Annotated in this window: 22 protein-coding genes; 10 read left to right on the forward strand and 12 right to left on the reverse strand. The window is 58.7% G+C overall.

Annotation, left to right across the window (positions count from 1 at the left end):
- Positions 1 to 153: 153 nt before the first annotated feature.
- Positions 154 to 405, reverse strand: a complete 252-nt coding sequence (locus GSQ82_RS00675; protein WP_158790112.1) for a hypothetical protein — start codon at positions 403 to 405, stop codon at positions 154 to 156.
- A 342-nt stretch (positions 406 to 747) separates the two neighbouring features.
- A complete protein-coding gene (locus GSQ82_RS00680; RefSeq protein ID WP_158790113.1) occupies positions 748 to 1,122 on the reverse strand; it encodes a hypothetical protein in 375 nt (124 codons plus the stop codon).
- Between GSQ82_RS00680 and GSQ82_RS00685 the strand changes: the two genes are divergently transcribed.
- A complete protein-coding gene (locus GSQ82_RS00685) occupies positions 1,121 to 1,378 on the forward strand; it encodes a hypothetical protein (protein ID WP_158790114.1) in 258 nt (85 codons plus the stop codon). The genes GSQ82_RS00680 and GSQ82_RS00685 overlap by 2 nt on opposite strands.
- Positions 1,379 to 1,460: 82 nt before the next feature.
- Here GSQ82_RS00685 and GSQ82_RS24630 read toward each other — a convergent pair whose 3' ends face one another.
- From GSQ82_RS24630 to GSQ82_RS00700, 3 genes are all read right to left on the reverse strand, one after another.
- A complete protein-coding gene (locus tag GSQ82_RS24630) occupies positions 1,461 to 2,510 on the reverse strand; it encodes a cytochrome P460 family protein (protein WP_216846977.1) in 1,050 nt (349 codons plus the stop codon).
- A 230-nt stretch (positions 2,511 to 2,740) separates the two neighbouring features.
- A complete protein-coding gene (locus tag GSQ82_RS00695) occupies positions 2,741 to 3,133 on the reverse strand; it encodes a hypothetical protein (protein WP_158790115.1) in 393 nt (130 codons plus the stop codon).
- A 6-nt stretch (positions 3,134 to 3,139) separates the two neighbouring features.
- On the reverse strand, positions 3,140 to 3,607 hold the full coding sequence (locus GSQ82_RS00700) for a vitamin K epoxide reductase family protein (protein ID WP_158790116.1): 468 nt from the start codon (positions 3,605 to 3,607) through the stop codon (positions 3,140 to 3,142).
- A 135-nt stretch (positions 3,608 to 3,742) separates the two neighbouring features.
- Between GSQ82_RS00700 and GSQ82_RS00705 the strand changes: the two genes are divergently transcribed.
- Positions 3,743 to 4,678 (forward strand): metallophosphoesterase, encoded by a 936-nt coding sequence (locus tag GSQ82_RS00705; protein ID WP_254061323.1) that lies wholly within the window; start codon positions 3,743 to 3,745, stop codon positions 4,676 to 4,678.
- An 11-nt stretch (positions 4,679 to 4,689) separates the two neighbouring features.
- On the opposite strand, the gene GSQ82_RS00710 is transcribed toward GSQ82_RS00705, so the two are convergent.
- Positions 4,690 to 5,607, reverse strand: a complete 918-nt coding sequence (locus GSQ82_RS00710) for a site-specific DNA-methyltransferase (protein WP_158790117.1) — start codon at positions 5,605 to 5,607, stop codon at positions 4,690 to 4,692.
- A gap of 90 nt (positions 5,608 to 5,697) precedes the next feature.
- On the opposite strand from GSQ82_RS00710, the gene GSQ82_RS00715 reads away from it, so the two are divergent.
- From GSQ82_RS00715 to GSQ82_RS00745, 7 genes are all read left to right on the forward strand, one after another.
- Positions 5,698 to 6,555 (forward strand): PP2C family serine/threonine-protein phosphatase, encoded by an 858-nt coding sequence (locus tag GSQ82_RS00715; protein ID WP_158790118.1) that lies wholly within the window; start codon positions 5,698 to 5,700, stop codon positions 6,553 to 6,555.
- 96 nt (positions 6,556 to 6,651) lie between these two features.
- The gene (locus GSQ82_RS00720) at positions 6,652 to 7,512 is read left to right on the forward strand and encodes a 3-hydroxybutyryl-CoA dehydrogenase (RefSeq protein ID WP_158790119.1); all 861 of its coding nucleotides are present in this window, start codon (positions 6,652 to 6,654) and stop codon (positions 7,510 to 7,512) included.
- Positions 7,513 to 7,628: 116 nt separating this feature from the next.
- On the forward strand, positions 7,629 to 8,084 hold the full coding sequence (locus tag GSQ82_RS00725) for a MaoC family dehydratase (protein ID WP_158790120.1): 456 nt from the start codon (positions 7,629 to 7,631) through the stop codon (positions 8,082 to 8,084).
- A gap of 16 nt (positions 8,085 to 8,100) precedes the next feature.
- Positions 8,101 to 8,340 (forward strand): hypothetical protein, encoded by a 240-nt coding sequence (locus tag GSQ82_RS00730; protein ID WP_158790121.1) that lies wholly within the window; start codon positions 8,101 to 8,103, stop codon positions 8,338 to 8,340.
- Between the two features lie 68 nt (positions 8,341 to 8,408).
- Positions 8,409 to 9,449, forward strand: coding sequence for an MBL fold metallo-hydrolase (locus GSQ82_RS00735; protein ID WP_158790122.1), 1,041 nt, complete (start codon positions 8,409 to 8,411; stop codon positions 9,447 to 9,449).
- A 126-nt stretch (positions 9,450 to 9,575) separates the two neighbouring features.
- Complete coding sequence (locus tag GSQ82_RS00740) at positions 9,576 to 10,067, forward strand: hypothetical protein (RefSeq protein ID WP_158790123.1); 492 nt, start codon at positions 9,576 to 9,578, stop codon at positions 10,065 to 10,067.
- An 84-nt stretch (positions 10,068 to 10,151) separates the two neighbouring features.
- Entirely contained in the window at positions 10,152 to 10,985 is an 834-nt protein-coding gene (locus tag GSQ82_RS00745) for a rhomboid family intramembrane serine protease (RefSeq protein ID WP_158790124.1), read from the forward strand.
- Here GSQ82_RS00745 and GSQ82_RS00750 read toward each other — a convergent pair.
- Positions 10,969 to 11,937: an EamA family transporter gene (locus GSQ82_RS00750; protein WP_158790125.1), complete on the reverse strand. Its 969-nt coding sequence runs from the start codon at positions 11,935 to 11,937 to the stop codon at positions 10,969 to 10,971. The genes GSQ82_RS00745 and GSQ82_RS00750 overlap by 17 nt on opposite strands.
- A gap of 46 nt (positions 11,938 to 11,983) precedes the next feature.
- On the opposite strand from GSQ82_RS00750, the gene GSQ82_RS00755 reads away from it, so the two are divergent.
- Positions 11,984 to 12,616 carry an ABATE domain-containing protein gene (locus GSQ82_RS00755; RefSeq protein ID WP_158790126.1) on the forward strand — a complete coding sequence of 211 codons (633 nt, stop codon included), beginning with the start codon at positions 11,984 to 11,986 and terminating at the stop codon, positions 12,614 to 12,616.
- A gap of 33 nt (positions 12,617 to 12,649) precedes the next feature.
- Here the strand turns inward: GSQ82_RS00755 and GSQ82_RS00760 are convergent, their stop codons facing one another.
- The 5 genes from GSQ82_RS00760 to GSQ82_RS00780 form a co-directional block, all read right to left on the reverse strand.
- Positions 12,650 to 13,054, reverse strand: coding sequence for a helix-turn-helix domain-containing protein (locus tag GSQ82_RS00760; RefSeq protein ID WP_254061324.1), 405 nt, complete (start codon positions 13,052 to 13,054; stop codon positions 12,650 to 12,652).
- 209 nt (positions 13,055 to 13,263) lie between these two features.
- The gene (locus GSQ82_RS00765; RefSeq protein ID WP_158790128.1) at positions 13,264 to 14,088 is read right to left on the reverse strand and encodes a class I SAM-dependent methyltransferase; all 825 of its coding nucleotides are present in this window, start codon (positions 14,086 to 14,088) and stop codon (positions 13,264 to 13,266) included.
- Between the two features lie 20 nt (positions 14,089 to 14,108).
- Positions 14,109 to 15,254, reverse strand: a complete 1,146-nt coding sequence (locus GSQ82_RS00770) for a hypothetical protein (protein ID WP_158790129.1) — start codon at positions 15,252 to 15,254, stop codon at positions 14,109 to 14,111.
- A gap of 452 nt (positions 15,255 to 15,706) precedes the next feature.
- Positions 15,707 to 16,453 (reverse strand): 3-oxoacyl-[acyl-carrier-protein] reductase, encoded by a 747-nt coding sequence (gene fabG / locus GSQ82_RS00775; protein ID WP_158790130.1) that lies wholly within the window; start codon positions 16,451 to 16,453, stop codon positions 15,707 to 15,709.
- Between the two features lie 26 nt (positions 16,454 to 16,479).
- Positions 16,480 to 17,226, reverse strand: a complete 747-nt coding sequence (locus GSQ82_RS00780; protein WP_216846978.1) for a YqjF family protein — start codon at positions 17,224 to 17,226, stop codon at positions 16,480 to 16,482.
- Positions 17,227 to 17,390 lie beyond the last annotated feature (164 nt).

The raw sequence follows: 17,390 nt of genomic DNA on the forward strand, positions 1-17,390 counted from the left end.
TTCTCGTAGGACTCTTGCATTCCCTGCTTCATGCCGGTTTATCCCGGCGCACTGCATTGGCGATTTATCAACAACTGAGATTGGGAGAAGCTCGACTGCGATTTAGGGCATTGTCCCGGAGTTTCTGAAAACGCTGTTTTCGGGTGAAACAGATCAGTGTTGATCACCTGACTTGTACTCTTCGAGCTGCTTTTCTTGAGCGGCCTGAGATGGAACGCCCAGTTGACGCCGAAGTTCGTCGGAAATCAGCGTGCGGTCATAGGGCTCCTGGGTCCACGGTGCGTCCTTGGATTTGCTGAATTGAGTGCCGTAGATTTGCGGCTGTTTGACTGCTTTTAGGTACCGGTCAAGCGTGGCCGTCGCGATCCACAGCGCCCCTGCATTGCCGCGAGCAACGGCAATCATGGCGAGTGTATGAGCGAGCAGGTAATCCCCAAGGTTTGCTCCGTGCTGGAAGATGAACGCCGCCTACTCGAAGTCCTTGCCGGAATGGAGCGCATTTTTAGCGAGTAAGACGCGTACCTGTACTCTCCGATCCTCATCTTGCTTGTTGATTGTTGCCCAGTCTGCGTGGGACATGTTCGCAGCCTGACGCGGCTTTTGATCTTCATCATAGATGCGCTGCATGTCGGGGTTTGACACGCCAACGTCGTCAACATAGTAGGTTCTCGCGGTGTCCCAGTCCTTGGCGACTGTAAGTGCGGGGAAGACTGGCACCCGACTCAACACCCAAGGATTGATAGCAACTCACGTCATTTCCAGGGAAGCCTGTGTCGCAGAAAGCAACTTGAGGTCATACTCATCCTTGTCCGTCGCATCGGAAGCCTTCGTCGCAACGAAGTGCAGATGGTCGGCACTGATGACGGCGGAGGAGACGGACTCCGTGATGATCTCTGAACTGATGTCACTAAAGAATGTACCCAGAGAAAAAGAATGAAGAGGGCGAGAAAGAGTTCCAGTCAACTGACTGCCTGATTGATGCAGATCAAGCACGAAGTAGTTGCGTGTCCCGAGCCGGAGAACGTACTGTCCCGCATAGTCTTGAGTACCTGACGCCATGCACAGGCTGGGAAGCGTCGAAAACAAAATCGTTAGCGTAGTTAGTAGGCGGCTTCGGCTCATGTCACGGATTCTAATGAATGCGGTGTCATTCCCGGAAGGTCCGGTTTTCGTCAACCGGTTCGTTGGGACGATTCGTAACAGCCGGATGCGCGAAGTCCTCTTGACGATCGACTACTATTCGCGACAGGAGCCCAGTGACCGGTTTCCTACTGTTGAGCAGAGCAGTTCGTTCCTCCAAATCTCAAACCGCGTCATCGAGGAGACTCACATCACCTCACAGAACGGATTTCCGCTTCGAGCAGAGCGGCGGATCTAGCCTGCGATGCGGTTGAGTCCATCTTTTACCCCTCGGGATTCAAGTGGCGAAGGCTGTCCAATTCGTCGTGAACTTCGTCGCTTCATCTGTGCCCGTAGTTTGTGAAGACGTAGTCTTTATCCTTCACTTTCGTGTGGCACGTGAATCCGCACTTGGCGTCGTTGCCTTGCGGGGGCTTGTCGGATAAGTTGCCGAGCCTGAATCTATCGGACGCGGCGTCGTACTCGAAGACGGCGTAACCCCATCCGCCGCTGTCCGCGAATCTTTTGCTGTCCTTCACCATGAGATCAACGTCGTGCTGGGGGCCTGGCACCGTCGGCGCACCGGGTTCACCGACATCCACCTTCGCGGTCCAATGGACCTTCGCCATCCTGGCACCATCCGGAAAGGCCTTGCCGTTACCGGGATAGCCCGCTTTAAAGGCGTCGATCATCACAGGATTCCCGAGGATCGCAGCGACCGCACCTCCGTTGTGGCTGATGGAGATCACGGGCCAGCCTTCGTAGCCTCTGAACTCAGAGAACGCGAGGCCGTTCTGAACTTTGAGGGTGTACTTATCCTGCGCGGAGACGACGGGTTGTGCCTGTGACGGGGCGGCCGCCGTCGAGGCAGGGGCAGCGGGAATCTTGTGGATGAAACGTGCGAGCTTCCAGGTGTCGGTATCGGAGATGCTCGACTTCCAGGCAGGCATGCCGGTGAGGCGAACTCCATTCTGGATGATCCAAAATAGTTCCGCATCGCTCCAGTGCTGCACGTGGGATGAGCTGAGGTCCATGGCAGGCGGGTTCATGTTGCGCCCGACGTTGGTGTCTCCGCGCGCATCCGCACCGTGGCATTGGGCGCAAGACCCGAGAAATACTTCCTGGCCCTGGCTCACGACCTCGTCGGTCTCAGGCAGCGGGTTCTTCATCTTCCCCGCCTCCAATGGAATGGTGACGTCTTTAGCGGCATTGGCCAGGCTGGTTTCACCCTGGGAAGGATTTTTGTCCGCTGTGCAACCTTGAAGCGAAGCGGCCAGCATTGCACTGATTACGCCAAACATGAGCTTGTGTTTTAGCGCCACGCTGCGATCACCTCCGCGACCTCCGCCAATCCACAGCAGACCCACGGCTTCCGTCTTAAGTTCAGGCATGGAGTGTTCTCCTTTACAAAGAAAGTTTCTAGGCCCGATGCAGCGTGCGTTGCCCTTGGAAAGTTTCTGATGTCCCTGGAACTAGAATGCGCGGTGGTCTACTTTTATACGCTCTGCTACGGCGCTTATGCGGCGCGATGTGATCTATTTTTACTCCGGCGCTTGTCTTTTGGGAAGACTGCCTCTCACTGAGGAGATGAGTCGGCGCTAGAGTTTCGTGACGGCTTTGGTTAGCGGGCGCGCAGGAGGAGGGCGATGACGGCGGCGAGGAGAAGTACGAGGACGGAGATTCCGCCTTTGATCCAGCGTCCGAGGGAGGAGAGATTTTTTTCCATGCTCTCGAGCCGGTGGTCGTGCTGGTCGAGGGAGAGGCGGGCCCGTTTGACCTCTTCGGAGACCTCGGTGATCTGGGCGCTCTGATCCTGAAGCTGTCGGTAGAGGCCGGAGTGGGCTTTGGTGATCTGGCCCAGGTCTCCACGAACGCCGTCGGCCATGGCGGCGAGGGCTGCTTCGTTAGCCTTCTCGGCGGCGGCCTTGGAGGAGAGGAACCTGTCGGCCATGGGAAGCAAGCGCGAGATGTGGGGAAGAAGTTCGAAGAGTTGCGCGATTACTTTTGGCCACATAGCGGTCTAGTCTAGCGCGTCGCTGCGCGTCGCTGCGCGTTGCCGCCAGCGCAGGACGAGAGTTGCGATGGTGAGGAGGAGGATGGCGGTGACGATGCCCTGCGACCAGAGGCAGTAGATGCACCATTTTTGCAGGACGTAGGCTTCGATGTAGCTGAGGAAGGCGGCGAAGAGGAAGCCGATCTGGGCGAACTCGAAGGCGATCCACCAGCGGCCCATGAGCGCGACGACGCCGATGGCTGCGTATCCGGCGATGCCGAAGATGGCCACGGGAATGTGGACTCCGGCGCCGGGGGCTTCATCGAAGGTGCGGGCAGGGAAGACGGCGAAGCGGCTGTGGTTGACGGCGCCGCAGTCGAACTTTTCGGTGACGGCGCAAGGTGGTGCGAGGCCGGGGTCCATGTAGTGGACGTGAAGCGCCATGGTGGAGACTACGATTCCTGCGACGGCGAGTAAGGCTATGAGGTACTTCATGTTTTTATTCTATGCATAGTGGTGGAAGTTCTGGCGTTGGAGTTTGGGGCATTGCTTGTCCTGCATCAGATGAAACATTGCGGCTGTTATTTCCTGTTGATCTGGTGTGTGGGGCGCTGGATTTATGATGGGAGCGTGAACGCTACGAATCGCAGACAGTTTCTTGGTCTTCTTGGGGCCGCTGGATTTTCGGCGGCTGTGCCGTCTTCTGCGTTCGGCTTGTATGCTGCGCCGGTGCAGGAGTCGTTTACGTTTCTCTTCTACACGGATGCTCATCTGCAGCCGGAGCTTAATGGCCTGGTCGGGACGGATATGGCGTTCAAGAAGGGACGCACGATCAAGGCGGACTTCGCGATCAATGGTGGGGATCATGTGTTCGATGCGCTGGGGGTACCGAAGCAGAGGGCGCTGCAGTTGTTCGATCTATATGACAAGACGGAGCAGGATCTTGGGTTGAAACTTTATCACACGGTGGGCAACCATGATGTGTGTGGGGTGTATCCGGCGAGCGGTATGGCGGAGGACGATCCGCTATATGGGAAGAAGTTGTTTGAGCAGCGATTTGGGAAGACGTACTACTCGTTCGACCATAAGGGATATCACTTTGTGGTGCTGGATTCGGTGGGGATAACGAATGACCGTTCGTACGAGGGGCGGGTGGATGCGGAGCAGTTGAAGTGGCTGGCGGGTGATCTGGCTGGGGTGCCTGCGGGGACGCCGATTGTGGTTGTGGCGCATATCCCGCTGGTGACGGCGTACCTGGCTTATATGCCGGAGATGCCGGTGCCTCCTCCGCACCACAGCCTGAGCGTGGCGAATGCGAATGAGGTGCTGGCGCTACTGGATGGGCATAACGTGATCGGCGTGCTGCAGGGGCATACGCATGTGAACGAGACGGTGACGTGGAAGGGTGTGCCTTACGTTACGTGCGGTGCGGTGTGCGGGAACTGGTGGCATGGAACACACCTGGGGACGCCGGAGGGATTTACCGTGGTGACGCTGGCGGGTGGGAAGATGACTACGCGGTATGAGACGTATGGATTTAAGTCGGTGGCGCCGCAGAATACTTAGGCGGCTGGAAGCTATTTTTTGCTGGACAGACGCGCTTTCCGTGGGGTGGACTTTTTCACGGATTTTTTAAGCTTCGGGGGAGACTTCCGTTGGCTGGGACGTGGCTTGGTGTAGGCTGCGAGGCGCTTCTGCATGACGGCGATGGCGTCGGGGTTTTGGTCGACCATAATGAAGCTGCGGTTGTGTTTGGCGGCGGCTTCGGCGGTGGTGCCGCTGCCGGCGAAGAAGTCGAGGACGGTGTCGCCGGGGTTGGAGTGGACGCGGACGATGCGCTCGAGGATGCCGAGGGGTTTTTGCGTGGCGTAGCCGGTTTTTTCTTTGCCGGTGGGAGAGACGATGGTGTGCCACCAGACGTCGGTGGGGGTCTTGCCGCGGGCGGCTTTCTTTGCGCCGACGAGGCCGGGGGCCATGTAGGGGATGCGGTCGGTGGCGGTGAGGTTGAAGGTGAAGAGGTCTGGTTGTTTGGTGTACCAGAGAATGTTGTCGTGCTTGGCGGGCCAGCGTTTGGTGGAGCGTGCGCCGTAGTCGTAGGCCCAGATGATCTCGTTCTGGAAGCAGGGGCGGGTGAAGATCACGTCGAGGAGGATCTTGCAGTAGTGGACTTCGCGGTAGTCGATGTGGAAGAAGAGGGAGCCGGTGGGGGTGAGGATGCGGTGGGCTTCGAGGAGGCGGGGGCGGAGGAAGCCGAGGAAGTCGTCGAAGGTGTCGGTGTAGCCTTGGCCGCCGGGTTGCTGCTTGAGGATCTCGGTGCGGTAGCGGCGGCCGCCGAAGCCGGTGCGGTCGCCGGCGTCGTCGCGGATGGTCTTCATCTGGGGGCGGCTTTGGCGCTTGCCGGTGTTGAAGGGCGGGTCGACGTAGATGAGCTGGATGGATTCGGACGCGATGCTTTGCAGAACTTCGAGGTTGTCTCCGTGCACGATCCTGTTCATTCCGCGGCCTCTGGTATCTAACACTAACGTACCCTTGGACTAGACGGCTTCAGCGTGTATTGTTCTGGTCGGGCCCATTTACGAACCTGAATGTCAGCGAGCCATCTCATCTACGCCATGCTTACCCATCGAGGCCGTGTTCGGCAAGGTAATGAAGATACCTGCGCGGCGGCGCCGGAGATGGGTGCGTATGTGGTGTGCGATGGGATGGGCGGGGCAGCGGCTGGAGAGATTGCGAGCAACCTTGCGGCCGATACGTTTCTTGCATACCTTTCGGCGGAGTCGCATGGGAAGGCGCGGCAGACGGACAAGGCCCAGGGTCGGCTGAACGCGGCGATTCAGGCGGCGAATCATGCGGTGTATCAGCAGTCGCGGCAGAGCCGGCAGCTGGCAGGGATGGGAACGACGCTGGTAGCGCTTCTGCATGCGCCGATAAAGAATGGGAATGGGACGGCTTCGAATGGGAAGCGGTCGGTGACGAATCATACGAACTCGCGGTCGACCGATCCGCCGACGTTGTGGCTGGGGCATGTGGGGGACAGCCGATGTTATCGCCTGAGGCGCGGGACGCTGGAGCAGTTGACGAGCGATCACTCGCTGGTGGAGGAGCAGCTTCGCGCGGGACAGATTACGGCGGAGCAGGCTGCGGAGTCGCCCATGCGTAATTTGATTACGAGAGCGATTGGATCGCAGGCGACGGTTGAGGCGGAGATTCAGAGTCACTGTCCGCAGCCGAGTGATTTGTACCTGCTTGCGTCCGATGGTCTGACGCATGAGCTGGATGATGGGGACATCGCGGAGGTTCTGGGGGCGATTCCGGCGGAGCGAACTGTCGCAGGCCTGACGACGGCGTGCGAGACGTTGATTACGGCAGCGAATCGCAATGGCGGCAACGATAACATTACGGTGCTGCTGGTTGCGGTGACGCCGGATCTTGCGGACGATTAGTCTTTCCCTCTGGTGTGAAGCGGTTGGCTGTTCGATGGGGCTCTAGGTCATTCGGCGCTGCGGCTGCTACACTGCGAAGTCGTTTAAAACTCGTTTATGTCTGACATGAAAATCATTGGAGTTCTGGGAGCCGGTACGATGGGCAACGGTATCGCGCATGTGTGTGCGCGTGCGGGTTGCGAGGTTGTCCTCTACGATCTGGAGCAGGGGTTTCTCGATCGCGGTCTGGCGACGATTGAGAAGAATCTGGCGCGCGAGGTTGCGAAGAACAAGCTGACGCAGCAGCAGGCGGATGAGGCGAGGGGGCGGATTACGCCTACGGTTGATCGCGAGGCGCTGGCGCGGTGCGGAGTCGCGATTGAGGCGGCGACGGAGAGGTTTGCCGTGAAGGCTGAGATCTTTCGCGAGCTGGACCGGATTCTGCCTGGCGATGCGATTCTGGCTACGAATACGAGCTCCATCTCGATTACGAAGCTTGCCACGCAGACGAAGCGTCCTGAGCAGGTGATTGGGATGCACTTCTTCAACCCGGTGCCGGTGATGCAGCTGGTGGAGGTGATTCGCGGGCTGCAGACGTCGCAGGCTACGTTCGATGCGGTGCATGCGCTGTCGAAGCAGCTGGGCAAGACGCCGGTGGAGGTGAACGATGCTGCGGGATTCGTCTCGAACCGCGTGCTGATGCCGCTGATCAACGAGGCGGTGTATGCGGTGATGGAAGGGGTTGCGACTGCGGAGGCGGTCGATCAGGTGTTTGTGCTGGGGATGGCGCATCCGATGGGGCCTCTGACGCTGGCGGACTTTATCGGGCTGGATGTGTGTGTGGACATTATGCGGGTGCTGGCCGATGGGCTGGGTAGTCCGAAGTACAACCCTTGTCCGCTGCTGGTGCGAATGGTGGATGCGGGATGGCTGGGGCGTAAGTCGGGGCGGGGGTTTTATCGTTATCCGCTGCAGTGACGGTGTTGGTGGCGGCTGAGCTTCTAGACTGGAAGCACGAAATTTTCTGCTGAAGGCAGCGAGGCGAAGCTGGAGACGAGTTGAAGCATCCAATAGAAGTGGAAACAGGAGAAGACATGCCCAAGGAGTTTTACTTCGAAGATTTTTATGTCGGTCAGAAGTTTCAATCGCTCGGCCAGGCCAAGGTGAGCGCGGACGAGATCAAGGAGTTTGGCCGGAAGTACGATCCGCAGCCGTTTCATTTGGATGAGGCTGCAGGGGAGAGCTCGTTCTTCAAGGGGTTGGCGGCTTCGGGATGGCTGACGGCGGCGATTGTGATGCGGCTGCGTGTGCAGTCGATTACGGTGGCGGGCGGGATGATTGGAGCGGGCGTGGAAGAGATGCGATGGACGCTGCCGGTTCGTCCGGGCGATTCGCTGCGTACGGAGATTGAGGTGGTTGGGGTTCGGCTGTCGAACTCGCGGAAGGAGTTTGGCGTGGTGCGGACGCGCACGCTGGCCTTCAACCAGAATGACGAGATTGTGATGCGGTCGACGGTGAACTTTCTTGCTCCGGTAAAGCCGGTGGTCTAAGGCTAAGGGGTGGCAAGTGACTGAGGAACAGTTGCATCTGCTGAAGACCAACGTAGATGACGTAGTGGTTTTGGAGATGAAGGACGGTGAACGCTTTGCGGCGCAGATTCTTTTCGTCTTCGACGAGGGTGAGACGCCGGATGTGTTTTGTCTGAAGGGCGAGCCGAGGGCGGATGGGACTTTTGTGCCGCAGGCCGGGTCGGGACATTCGTTTCTGTTGAGCGATATCGCTGGGGTTCATCGGCTGGAGGCGTGAGGGAGGGCGGGGAATCAGGTTAGTTACCTGGGCCAGATACCCACAGTCAATCGGCGTATTCTTGGTGGATGATGCGTATGACAGTGCTCGCCTCCGGCTCCAAAGGCAATAGCACAGTCATCTCTTCTTCGCGGACCCGGGTGCTGGTGGATGCGGGGCTGTCGTGCCGGGAGCTTTTGCGGCGGATGGCCATGGCGGGGGAGGCTCCTGAAGCGCTGGACGCGATTCTGATTACTCATGAGCATCAGGACCATATTGCGGGGCTGGCGGTGCTGGCGCGCCGGTTGAAGATACCTGTGTTTTTTACGGAGCCGACGCATCGGGCGTGGGTGCGGATGCTGACGCCGCGGACGACCATGACGTATGCGGCGTGGCTGGATCATGTGCAGCGGGAGAAAGAGGCTCGCGCGGCTGCGGTTGCGGGGGAGGCAGCGGCGAATTTGGAGGCGATTGCGAGTATTTCGGCGGAGTCTGCCGAAGTCGCGGAGGCGAACCGCTCGGACGATCCGCAGGCGATGATGGAGCTGCCGGTTGATCCGGATGAGATTGAAGATGAGCTTTGTGGTCCGGTGCAGACGGCCGCGTCGGTGAAGGCAGATCCTGCGCAGCTTCCGGCGGTGGAGTACTTTCAGGCGGGAACGCAGTTTTCCATCGGCGATATCGACATTACGCCGTTTACGATTCCACATGACGCGGCTGATCCTTGCGGATTTGTGTTTGAGTCGGAGGGGATTCGGATGGCGTTGGCGACGGATCTGGGATACATGCCTCCGAATGTGAAGGCTGCGCTGAAGCGCATCGATGTGCTTCTGCTGGAGGCTAATCACGACCTGGAGATGCTGCGGGATGGGCCGTATCCGTGGTCGGTGAAGCAGCGGGTGCTGTCGCGGGTGGGACACCTGTCGAACGATGCCACGGCGGAGTTTCTGCAGAAGGATTACGACGGCGGGGCTACGTGGATTGTGCTGGGGCATTTATCGGAGTCCAATAACGCTCCTGAGCTGGCGCGGATGGCGGCGGAGCAGGCTCTGGTGCATCATCCGGCGCTGCTGGGGAATCGCGTGGTTCTTGCCGGACAGGCGGCGCCGCTTGAGCCTATTACACTGTAATCAGATGGCTTACGGATCTTTCAGGAAGGCGTTTGCTTCTTGAATGAGTGTTGAGATGGATGCGCTTTTGGGAATCCTTTTGTTGGTCCGGGGTATCAAACGAGGTAGAATGAAGATTACAGGCCAATGAAAAAAACCGCTTTGCCATTTCCGGATAATCGCAGGACCCATACGACATCCTGCATCGATCAAGTCGTTGGCGACATCCTCTCCGGCTGGCGTTATGACATCTCGGGGCTCTCGCCCGCTATGCGGACAGACTACGATCAGCATCTCTCCGACTGCGGCCATTGCAGACATCGGCAGCGCATCGCCAGGACGATCGACGTGCTACTGATCAGCGTGAGCACGCTTTCGATTGTGGCCTTTGCGTTGGCTGCGGTGGTGATTCACCGGCTGGAGCTGATTACTCATATCAGCACGCTGCATGTGCATCTGAATCAGACACATGCGGTGGCGATTTCTCTAGAGGCTGCGGCGGTTCTTGGGGCGCTCTTTTCGACTCTGTTGTGGGTGCTGGTTGCTGTGGCTACTCCGCTGCCGGGGTTTCTGGGGGGAATCGTGCAGGAGCGTATTCCTGCCGATCTGCGTGAGCGGTTTGGCAAGGACGCTGCCTGATCGTCTGCGATCCCGAGCTTTTGCACACTGGGCTACCCGCTTTTGCATTCCGGGCTATGGCGCGATAGCGTAGAAGTACAATTCATGTCATTCTCCTCTCCATCTGATTCATCTGAAGGCGAAGTCCTTCCTCCTACGCAACCTGGTGCGCCGATTCCTGACTATCAACGCGAGGTCTCGCGTCCGAACTCCCGCGAGCGTGGATGGAACATCCTGGCTACGCCGGGAACGTATGCTCTACTCGCCATCAACATCGCGGTCTTTGGCTGGATGTTGTTGCGCGGGGTGTCTCCGACGGAGCCGACGGTGGCGCAGTTGCTGCACTTCGGGGCGACGAACGCGGAGCGCATCCTCGGGGGACAGTGGTATCGGCTGCTGACGGCTACGTTTGTTCATGTGGGGCTGATCCACATCCTGACGAACATGTGGTGCCTTTGGAATCTGGGGCTACTTGGGGAGCCGTTGCTGGGACCTTATGGATTGGTCGCGGTGTATGTGATCACGGGGGTGGCGGGGAATCTGCTTAGTCTGTGCTCGAATGTGATTGGACGCGATTATGTGTCGGTTGGCGCGGGGGCGTCTGGTGCGGTCTTTGGGATTGCAGGCATTCTTATCGTTCTGCTCTCGAATAAGAAGCTGCCGATTCCTCCGATGGAGTTGAAGCGCCTTCGCCGTTCGGTGATTCAGTTTGCCGCGTTGAACCTGGTGATCGGGATTGGGGCAAACTTTACCAGCCTGGTACGGATCGACAACCACGCCCATATCGGTGGATTTCTTAGCGGTCTGGCTCTGGGGGTGCCTCTGGTGCCGCGTATGACCTCGGGCCGGGTGAGATACCTTCGGCGGCAGAAGCTTACCTTTGCGGCTGCGGCTTTTCTGCTGGTGCTGTTTGGGTACTGGATTACGAAGCTTCGCTAAAGGTGGGGTCCGGTTGGGGATCAAGAACGCCTTCTCCTTTTTCTATTTTTTCTTCTTTCATGGTGAGGAAGACGCTGCCGATGACCAGGGCTGCGCCGAGAAGCGTTCGGGCGGTGACCTGCTCCGATAGGACGAAGTGACCGAGGGCGATGGCGACGATGGGGTTGACGTAGGCGTGGCTGGCTACTTTGCTGGCGGGCATGCGGCCCAGGAGCCAGACGAAGGCGGTGAAGCCCATCAGCGAGCCTGCGACGATGAGATAGATGAGGGAGAAGACTGCTCTGGGGGGCAGATGGGGGAAGGGGTGCAGCTCGCCCGATACGGCAGAGATGACGAGGAGGAGACCGCCGCCGAGCATCATCTCCGCGCCTGCGGTGAGCACGCGAGAGGTGGGTAAGGGGAGGGATCGGGTGAGGACGGAGCCGAGGGACCAGCAGACAGACCCTCCGAGGACGACGAGGCAGGGGAAGATTCCGAAGGCCTGATGATCGTGTTTGAGGAGCATCAGGGCTACGCCACAGAAGCCGATCAGAATGGAGAACAGGATGCGCCAGCGGAATCTTTGCTGGCGGAAGATGAAGACCTCGAGTACCACGGTGATGAGGGGTAGGGTGGCCTCAAGCACGGAGGTGATGCCGGAGGGGACGAACTGCTCGGCCCAGAAGAGCGCGCCGTAGGTGACGGAGAACATGAGCACGCCGATGAGGGCGAGGCTGCGCCACTCGCGCAGGGTGGGTCGCTGCTCGCCTCGGATGAGGGTGAAGACGTATAGGATGGTGCCGGCGGTGAAGAATCGGGTGCCCGCTGCGAACCAGGGTGGCACCAGCAGGACGGCCATGCGGATGGCGAGAAAAGTCGATCCCCAGAGGACGTAGATGGCGAAGAAGGCCAGGAGAACGCGGGGATCGAGGCTTTTGCGGGTTGGCGGTGATATAACTGGCTTAGTCGTCATTGCTGGTTATACGGTAGTATAGATTGTATAACCTGTAAAGATTTTTTTGAAGGTTAGAGTAGGGATTATGCTGAATGAGGCGGTGAAGCCGTTTGAGATGATTGCCGGGGACGTTTCGCTAGACCTGGTGAATACGCTCGACTTCCGTTTTCGAGAGAGTGGGGCTGAGGAATTGCTTGGGAGCTATGACGATCTGCTGCGATTTATGACGCAGTCGGGATTGTTGAGCGGTGCGGAGGCGCAAGGGCTTGATGGGGTGGATGCTGAGCGAGGGCAGGTTTTAGAACAGGTAAAAGAGCTGCGTGAGGCGCTTGCTGGTGTTCTCTACGCCGGAGTGGGTGGCGAGGAAGCTGTTGCTGCGCATGTCAGTCTGCTGGAAGGGTATTTCAAGCAGGCGAGCTGCAGGCGACGTTTGATGGCTCGTGGGTCGCGGCTGGTGTGGAGCTGGGAGGAGGTCAGGGGGACGGTGGCTGCGCCCCTATGGCTGCTGGCGCAGGCGGCTGCCGATCTGATGGTGTCGGAGCGAATTGGGCAGTTGCGCACCTGTTCCGCGGATGCATGCAGGTGGCTTTTTCTGGATACAAGCAAGAACCATAGCCGGCGTTGGTGCGATATGAAGGTGTGCGGAAACCGGATGAAGGCGAGGAGATTTCAGGCGCGCCAGATGACGGCCAAATGACTGTTTTTCGGCCGTCGCTGGTAGGAGTTTGGTTTAGCTGAGAGTCGTTTGGGCGAACTTGCGCACCATGGCGAGAAGCAGCCTGCGGTCGCTCTCGGAGAGGTTTGCGGAGTAGCGCTGGACCTGGGTGAGGAAGCGGATCTCGTCCTCGCCGAGGTTCAGGCCCGACATCTCCTTGGCGACGGCCTCTTCGGCGAAGAACTCGGAGAGCTGGAGGTCGAGCGCGCGGGCGATCTTCTGCAGGGTTTCGAGCGACGGGACGGTGTGGCCGTTTTCGACGCGGGAGAGATAACAGCGCAGGAGACCTGTGCGCTTTTCTATATCTCCCTGCGACATACCCTTCTGGAGCCGGTAACCGCGGATGGTTGTGCCAATATTCATCGAAACCGAGATAGCGTCGAGGGGGGCGGTCTGTGGGGCAGAGGGTAGTGTTTGCATGTCAGCCATTAGCCACAAAGTAAACACCCGCAGACACTTGGTCAATCGTTATCTTACGGGGAGATGGAGGGTTGTACCAGCCCAGGTTCACCTTGAGGCAGTTACGCGCTGAAACTTGAACTGCTACTTGAAGCCCACGCTCGGTTGGAACCAAAGAGAACATTGTGAGATCAGTTAGTAATCATTCAGTAATTGGTTGGTGTTGGCGGCTATTTTGTGGAGTTATCTGACCCGGTCCAGCGGTAAACGCTGCATAGGTCGTCGGGGGAGGCAACACGGTCTACGTGCGCATCTTCAGCTGAGAGGGCGATGGTCCCGGTCCAGAGACGAGTGAAGCCGGAGTGCGCCTGGAAGAGTTGCTCGGACTCCGGGTTGAAGTAGATGAGGTCGAGGAGACCGGGCCGGTCAGCAAACTGAAGTTCGATCTGTTGGATCAGGCGGCGCATGACCGGGGCGGCGAAGGGGTTGAAGAGGTAGAGGAGGCAGGGGCCGTCGGGGAAGACGAACTCGGTGGCGTCCTGGCAGAGGATGGTGACTGGAGATACGGGGCGGCCGGCGGCCTGCCAGATGGCGAGGTTCGATTCGGCGGTGTCGGCGAGGCTGGCGTGGAGTTCGACACCGATGACCTGCCTGAAGCTGTACTCGGAGGCCATCATGAGGGCGCGACCCTTGCCGCAGCCGATGTCGATGAAGCTGTAGGTTGTGGGCTGGGGCTGGCCGGTCGTTGGATTCGGCTGAGGTGCCTGCTGGGAGATCCAGTAATTGATGATCCAGTGAAATCGGGAGGGGGCCATTCCGTAGTAGGCGGTGTTGTAGACGTCGTGACGGTGGCCGGAGCGCAGGTCGCCGCCGCCGATGAGGCCGCCGGTTTCGACGCCGTGACGGAGATCGAACGGATGGGTAGGGATTTCTGTCTCGGGATCGTTGCTGGTTTGGCGGCGAAGTCTCCCGAGGGCGACTTGCAGGGTCTCGGCAGGACCTCGGTGCGCGAGCGACCACTGTAGCTTCGACCAGGCGTTGCGGATATTTGCCATCGGTCCTTTTTACTCGTTTTTTACACTTTTGTACTGCATCTGGTTTGGCTAAGAGTTTGGGGTTCGACGGAGGTCTGGGCTGGGCTGGAGTCGTATGAGATCGCGGCTCTGCTGCTGTTCCATTCCAACTCCGGATTGAGCAGGGTCTGAATGACGAAGTTGCGGTTGAGGGCCGTCCACGGGGCCGCCTTTCGCAGGAGCGAGACGAAGGGGGAACGGCTTGCCGCGATGATATCGGTTGCCTTCTGAGGCAGGAAGGAGTGACGCATGCTGTGCGGGGTCCCGCCTTCGAAGAACAGGTTCTTGGTGCCGATGCCGATCTCATGCTCGATGAGGTAGTAGCGGATGATGGTTCCGATGGAGTACTTGGCGAGGCCGCTACGGTTCATCTGCCAGTCGATCTCGGTGGTGCCGTGATGCCTGCGTCCTCCGAGGAGGCTGATCCACTGGCCGCCAACGGCTTTCAGTCCGATGCAGAAGAGGCCTTCCATGGTCTTGAGGGTCTTGTAGCGGCGATCGAGAACGGAGTCGGGGACGGGATGCGTGGAGGCACGATTGAGCTCCGATAATTGCGCTCTCGTAAGTGTGTTCCTGATGTCGCCGCAGAAGGTGCACTGGAGTTCGGTCTCGGCTTTGCGGCGATAGTATCTGAAGTTTCGGCGCGTGTGGCTGCCCATCGTTGCGAGGGTGGCCTCCACAGTATCTGCCAGGGCGAAGGATGCACCTGCGGGACGCGTCCGGGTCGCCCAGCGGATATTGCCTGCTCCTACCATCGTTCGTTCGAGGCATGGCTTACAGCTCTCTTCAGAGCCGGGAGCGAAGATGAGACAGACGATCTGTGCGCCGTGTTCCATCAGATAGCGGCAGACGATCGTGGAGATATGGACCTTTGTCTTCGCCGGTGCGATCACGGCGCGCCTTCCGTCGAAGTCGTTCGAGGTAAAGACTCTGGATCGAATCCCAAGCACCTTGTATTCGAAGATCAGAACGGCGCCCCTGATGTCCTCCGCACGCAGCTCATAGGGATTTGTGCATGGCGCGGACGTTACAAGGATGAGGTTGGGGATTTTTTTCAGGTTTTCCAGCGAGGTAAGAAAGTACTCCAAAAAATCAGCGGCGCCGACCTGATCGCAGAGCACGCTTAGCCTCGCGAGGACAGGCTGCATGCGATGAATTTCCTGGTGTCCCCGGAGGACGAAGAAGTGAGTGGGCTCCGCGTTACTACTCTTAGTTGAATGTGTTGTTTCTGTGCCACTCATCAAGAAAGTATCCATTGAACCCAACTGTTTTAAAAGGTACGGTTCACTGCGGCGCGATGGAATCACCGATTCTTACGCTGATTTTTCGCACGCTCAAAACCTCAACGTGTCGTTGCAATAGAGCAATAAAAATATTGATTTTGCAACGTACGCAGGGCGGATACTATCATGGCCCGCTTAATTTTTTATGGATCTATAGTAACCAGATTTATTGGGAAACCCTAAGAAAAACTGGTTACTTCAATTCGTTTTGTATCTCTCTGGAGACGTCTTTAGAGAGATACGCGCCTTGGTACACAGGCCAGGCATAGAGCGTAGTTTGGGATGTTGCGGTTGTATCGGGACGCATCCTGAATGGATCACGCCATGTGCATTCCGCCGTTGACGTCGAGGGTGTGACCGGTGATGTAACTGGCTTCCTCTGAGGCGAGGAAGGCAACGGCGTAGGCGACCTCGACATCTGTTCCGACGCGGCCCAGAGGGATGAACTGAGCGTTCGACGCTTTTTGTTCGTCGGTGAGTACGGAGGTCATGGCGGTTTCGATAAAGCCGGGGGCGACTGCGTTTACTGTGATGGTGCGGCTGGCCAGTTCGCGAGCGAGCGACTTAGTGAGGCCGATGAGACCGGCCTTCGAGGCGGCGTAGTTTGCCTGACCTGCCTGTCCGGTCTGTCCGACGACGGAGGTGACGTTGATGATGCGTCCCCAGCGATTTTTTACCATCTGCGACATGACGGCCTGGGTCATCAGGAATGTGCCGGTGAGGTTAGTGGTCAGGACGTCGTCCCAGTCTCTTCGTTTCATGCGCAGGGCGAGCATGTCGCGCGTGATGCCGGCGTTGTTGACGAGGATATTGACGCCGCCGCAGTGGGCGATGACTGCTTTGGCGCACTCTTTGATGGACTCTTCGCTGGCGACGTCCAAGGGGAAGGTGTGCGCGGTCCCGCCTGCGGCGGTGATCTCGGCGGCGACTTCGGCGAGCTTCTCCTGATTGCGTGCGGCCAGGGCTACGACGGCTCCTTCGCGTGCGAGTTGCAGTGCGCACGCACGACCGATTCCTTGTGATGCTCCAGTGACTAGGGCAATACGTCCAGCGAGAATGCTCATGAACCTCCGCGGTAACAACTTTTTCATTATACGAAGCTGGAGTGGGAAACAGGGGCCGCATCTGTGATGTGCGTGCCGTCGCGGTGCAAGGGCCAGATGTAGACGTCGAGAGTGCGGGCGAAGTGCAGTACCGGCGGCTGGTTTGGCAGGGTGATGCCGTGGGCTGCAGGAAGGGTGTTGAGGGTGATCTCGGCTTCGGCGCTTTGGAGCGGCCAGGGGAGGTGGTGGATGTGCCCGACGTGGATGCGGCCTCGGTGTGAGGTGAAGAGGCAGTAGCGTTCGGTGAGGAAGTATTCGAGTGTGCCTGGTTGACTTGGGGGTTGGATGTTGCCGGTTTCGCGATAGCGGGCCTCGAAGCGGACGGCGCGATTGGTGAGCAGTCTGATGGAGTTGTAGTGGATGGTTCCGTCGGGCTGGGTGTGGCGCTGCATGGCGGCGAGAAAGTATGGCAGGTGAAAGAGTGTGCGCGCTCCAAGGACGGCGAGGGCGCTGGCGGCGTCGAGCGAGAAGAAGTAAACGCCGTGGAGGCCGGTTACTTTAGATCGGACGTAGGTTCGGAGATTAAGCTCGGAGAACTGCCCAGTGGTGGGAATGGTGACGGTGGCTTCGCCCAAGGTACGGGTGCGGACGTGGTACATCCAGAAGGGTACGACGCCTACCCAGGCGTAGCCGTCGAAGGTATCGAGCTGAAGGCCTGCCGGAAGCAGAGGGGCGATTGCTTCCGCTGGGATAGGCCAGTGCGCGAAGAGGAGATCGTTCCAGCGTTGGGCCATGCGCCAGTGTCCGGTGGGGAGCGGGTAGGGCCTTGTGCGCTACGGTGCTGAGGATGCTTGTCATTTGTGTTCTGTCATCTGGCAGTAGGATGCGGGATTGGATGGGTTTGAGGACTGGGGGTGGGCGCTCTGTGGATCGTCCGGTCGGTTCGACCTCCATGGTT

It is taken from the genome of Granulicella sp. L60, assembly GCF_009765825.1.
In the GTDB taxonomy this organism is placed as follows: Bacteria; Acidobacteriota; Terriglobia; order Terriglobales; family Acidobacteriaceae; genus Edaphobacter.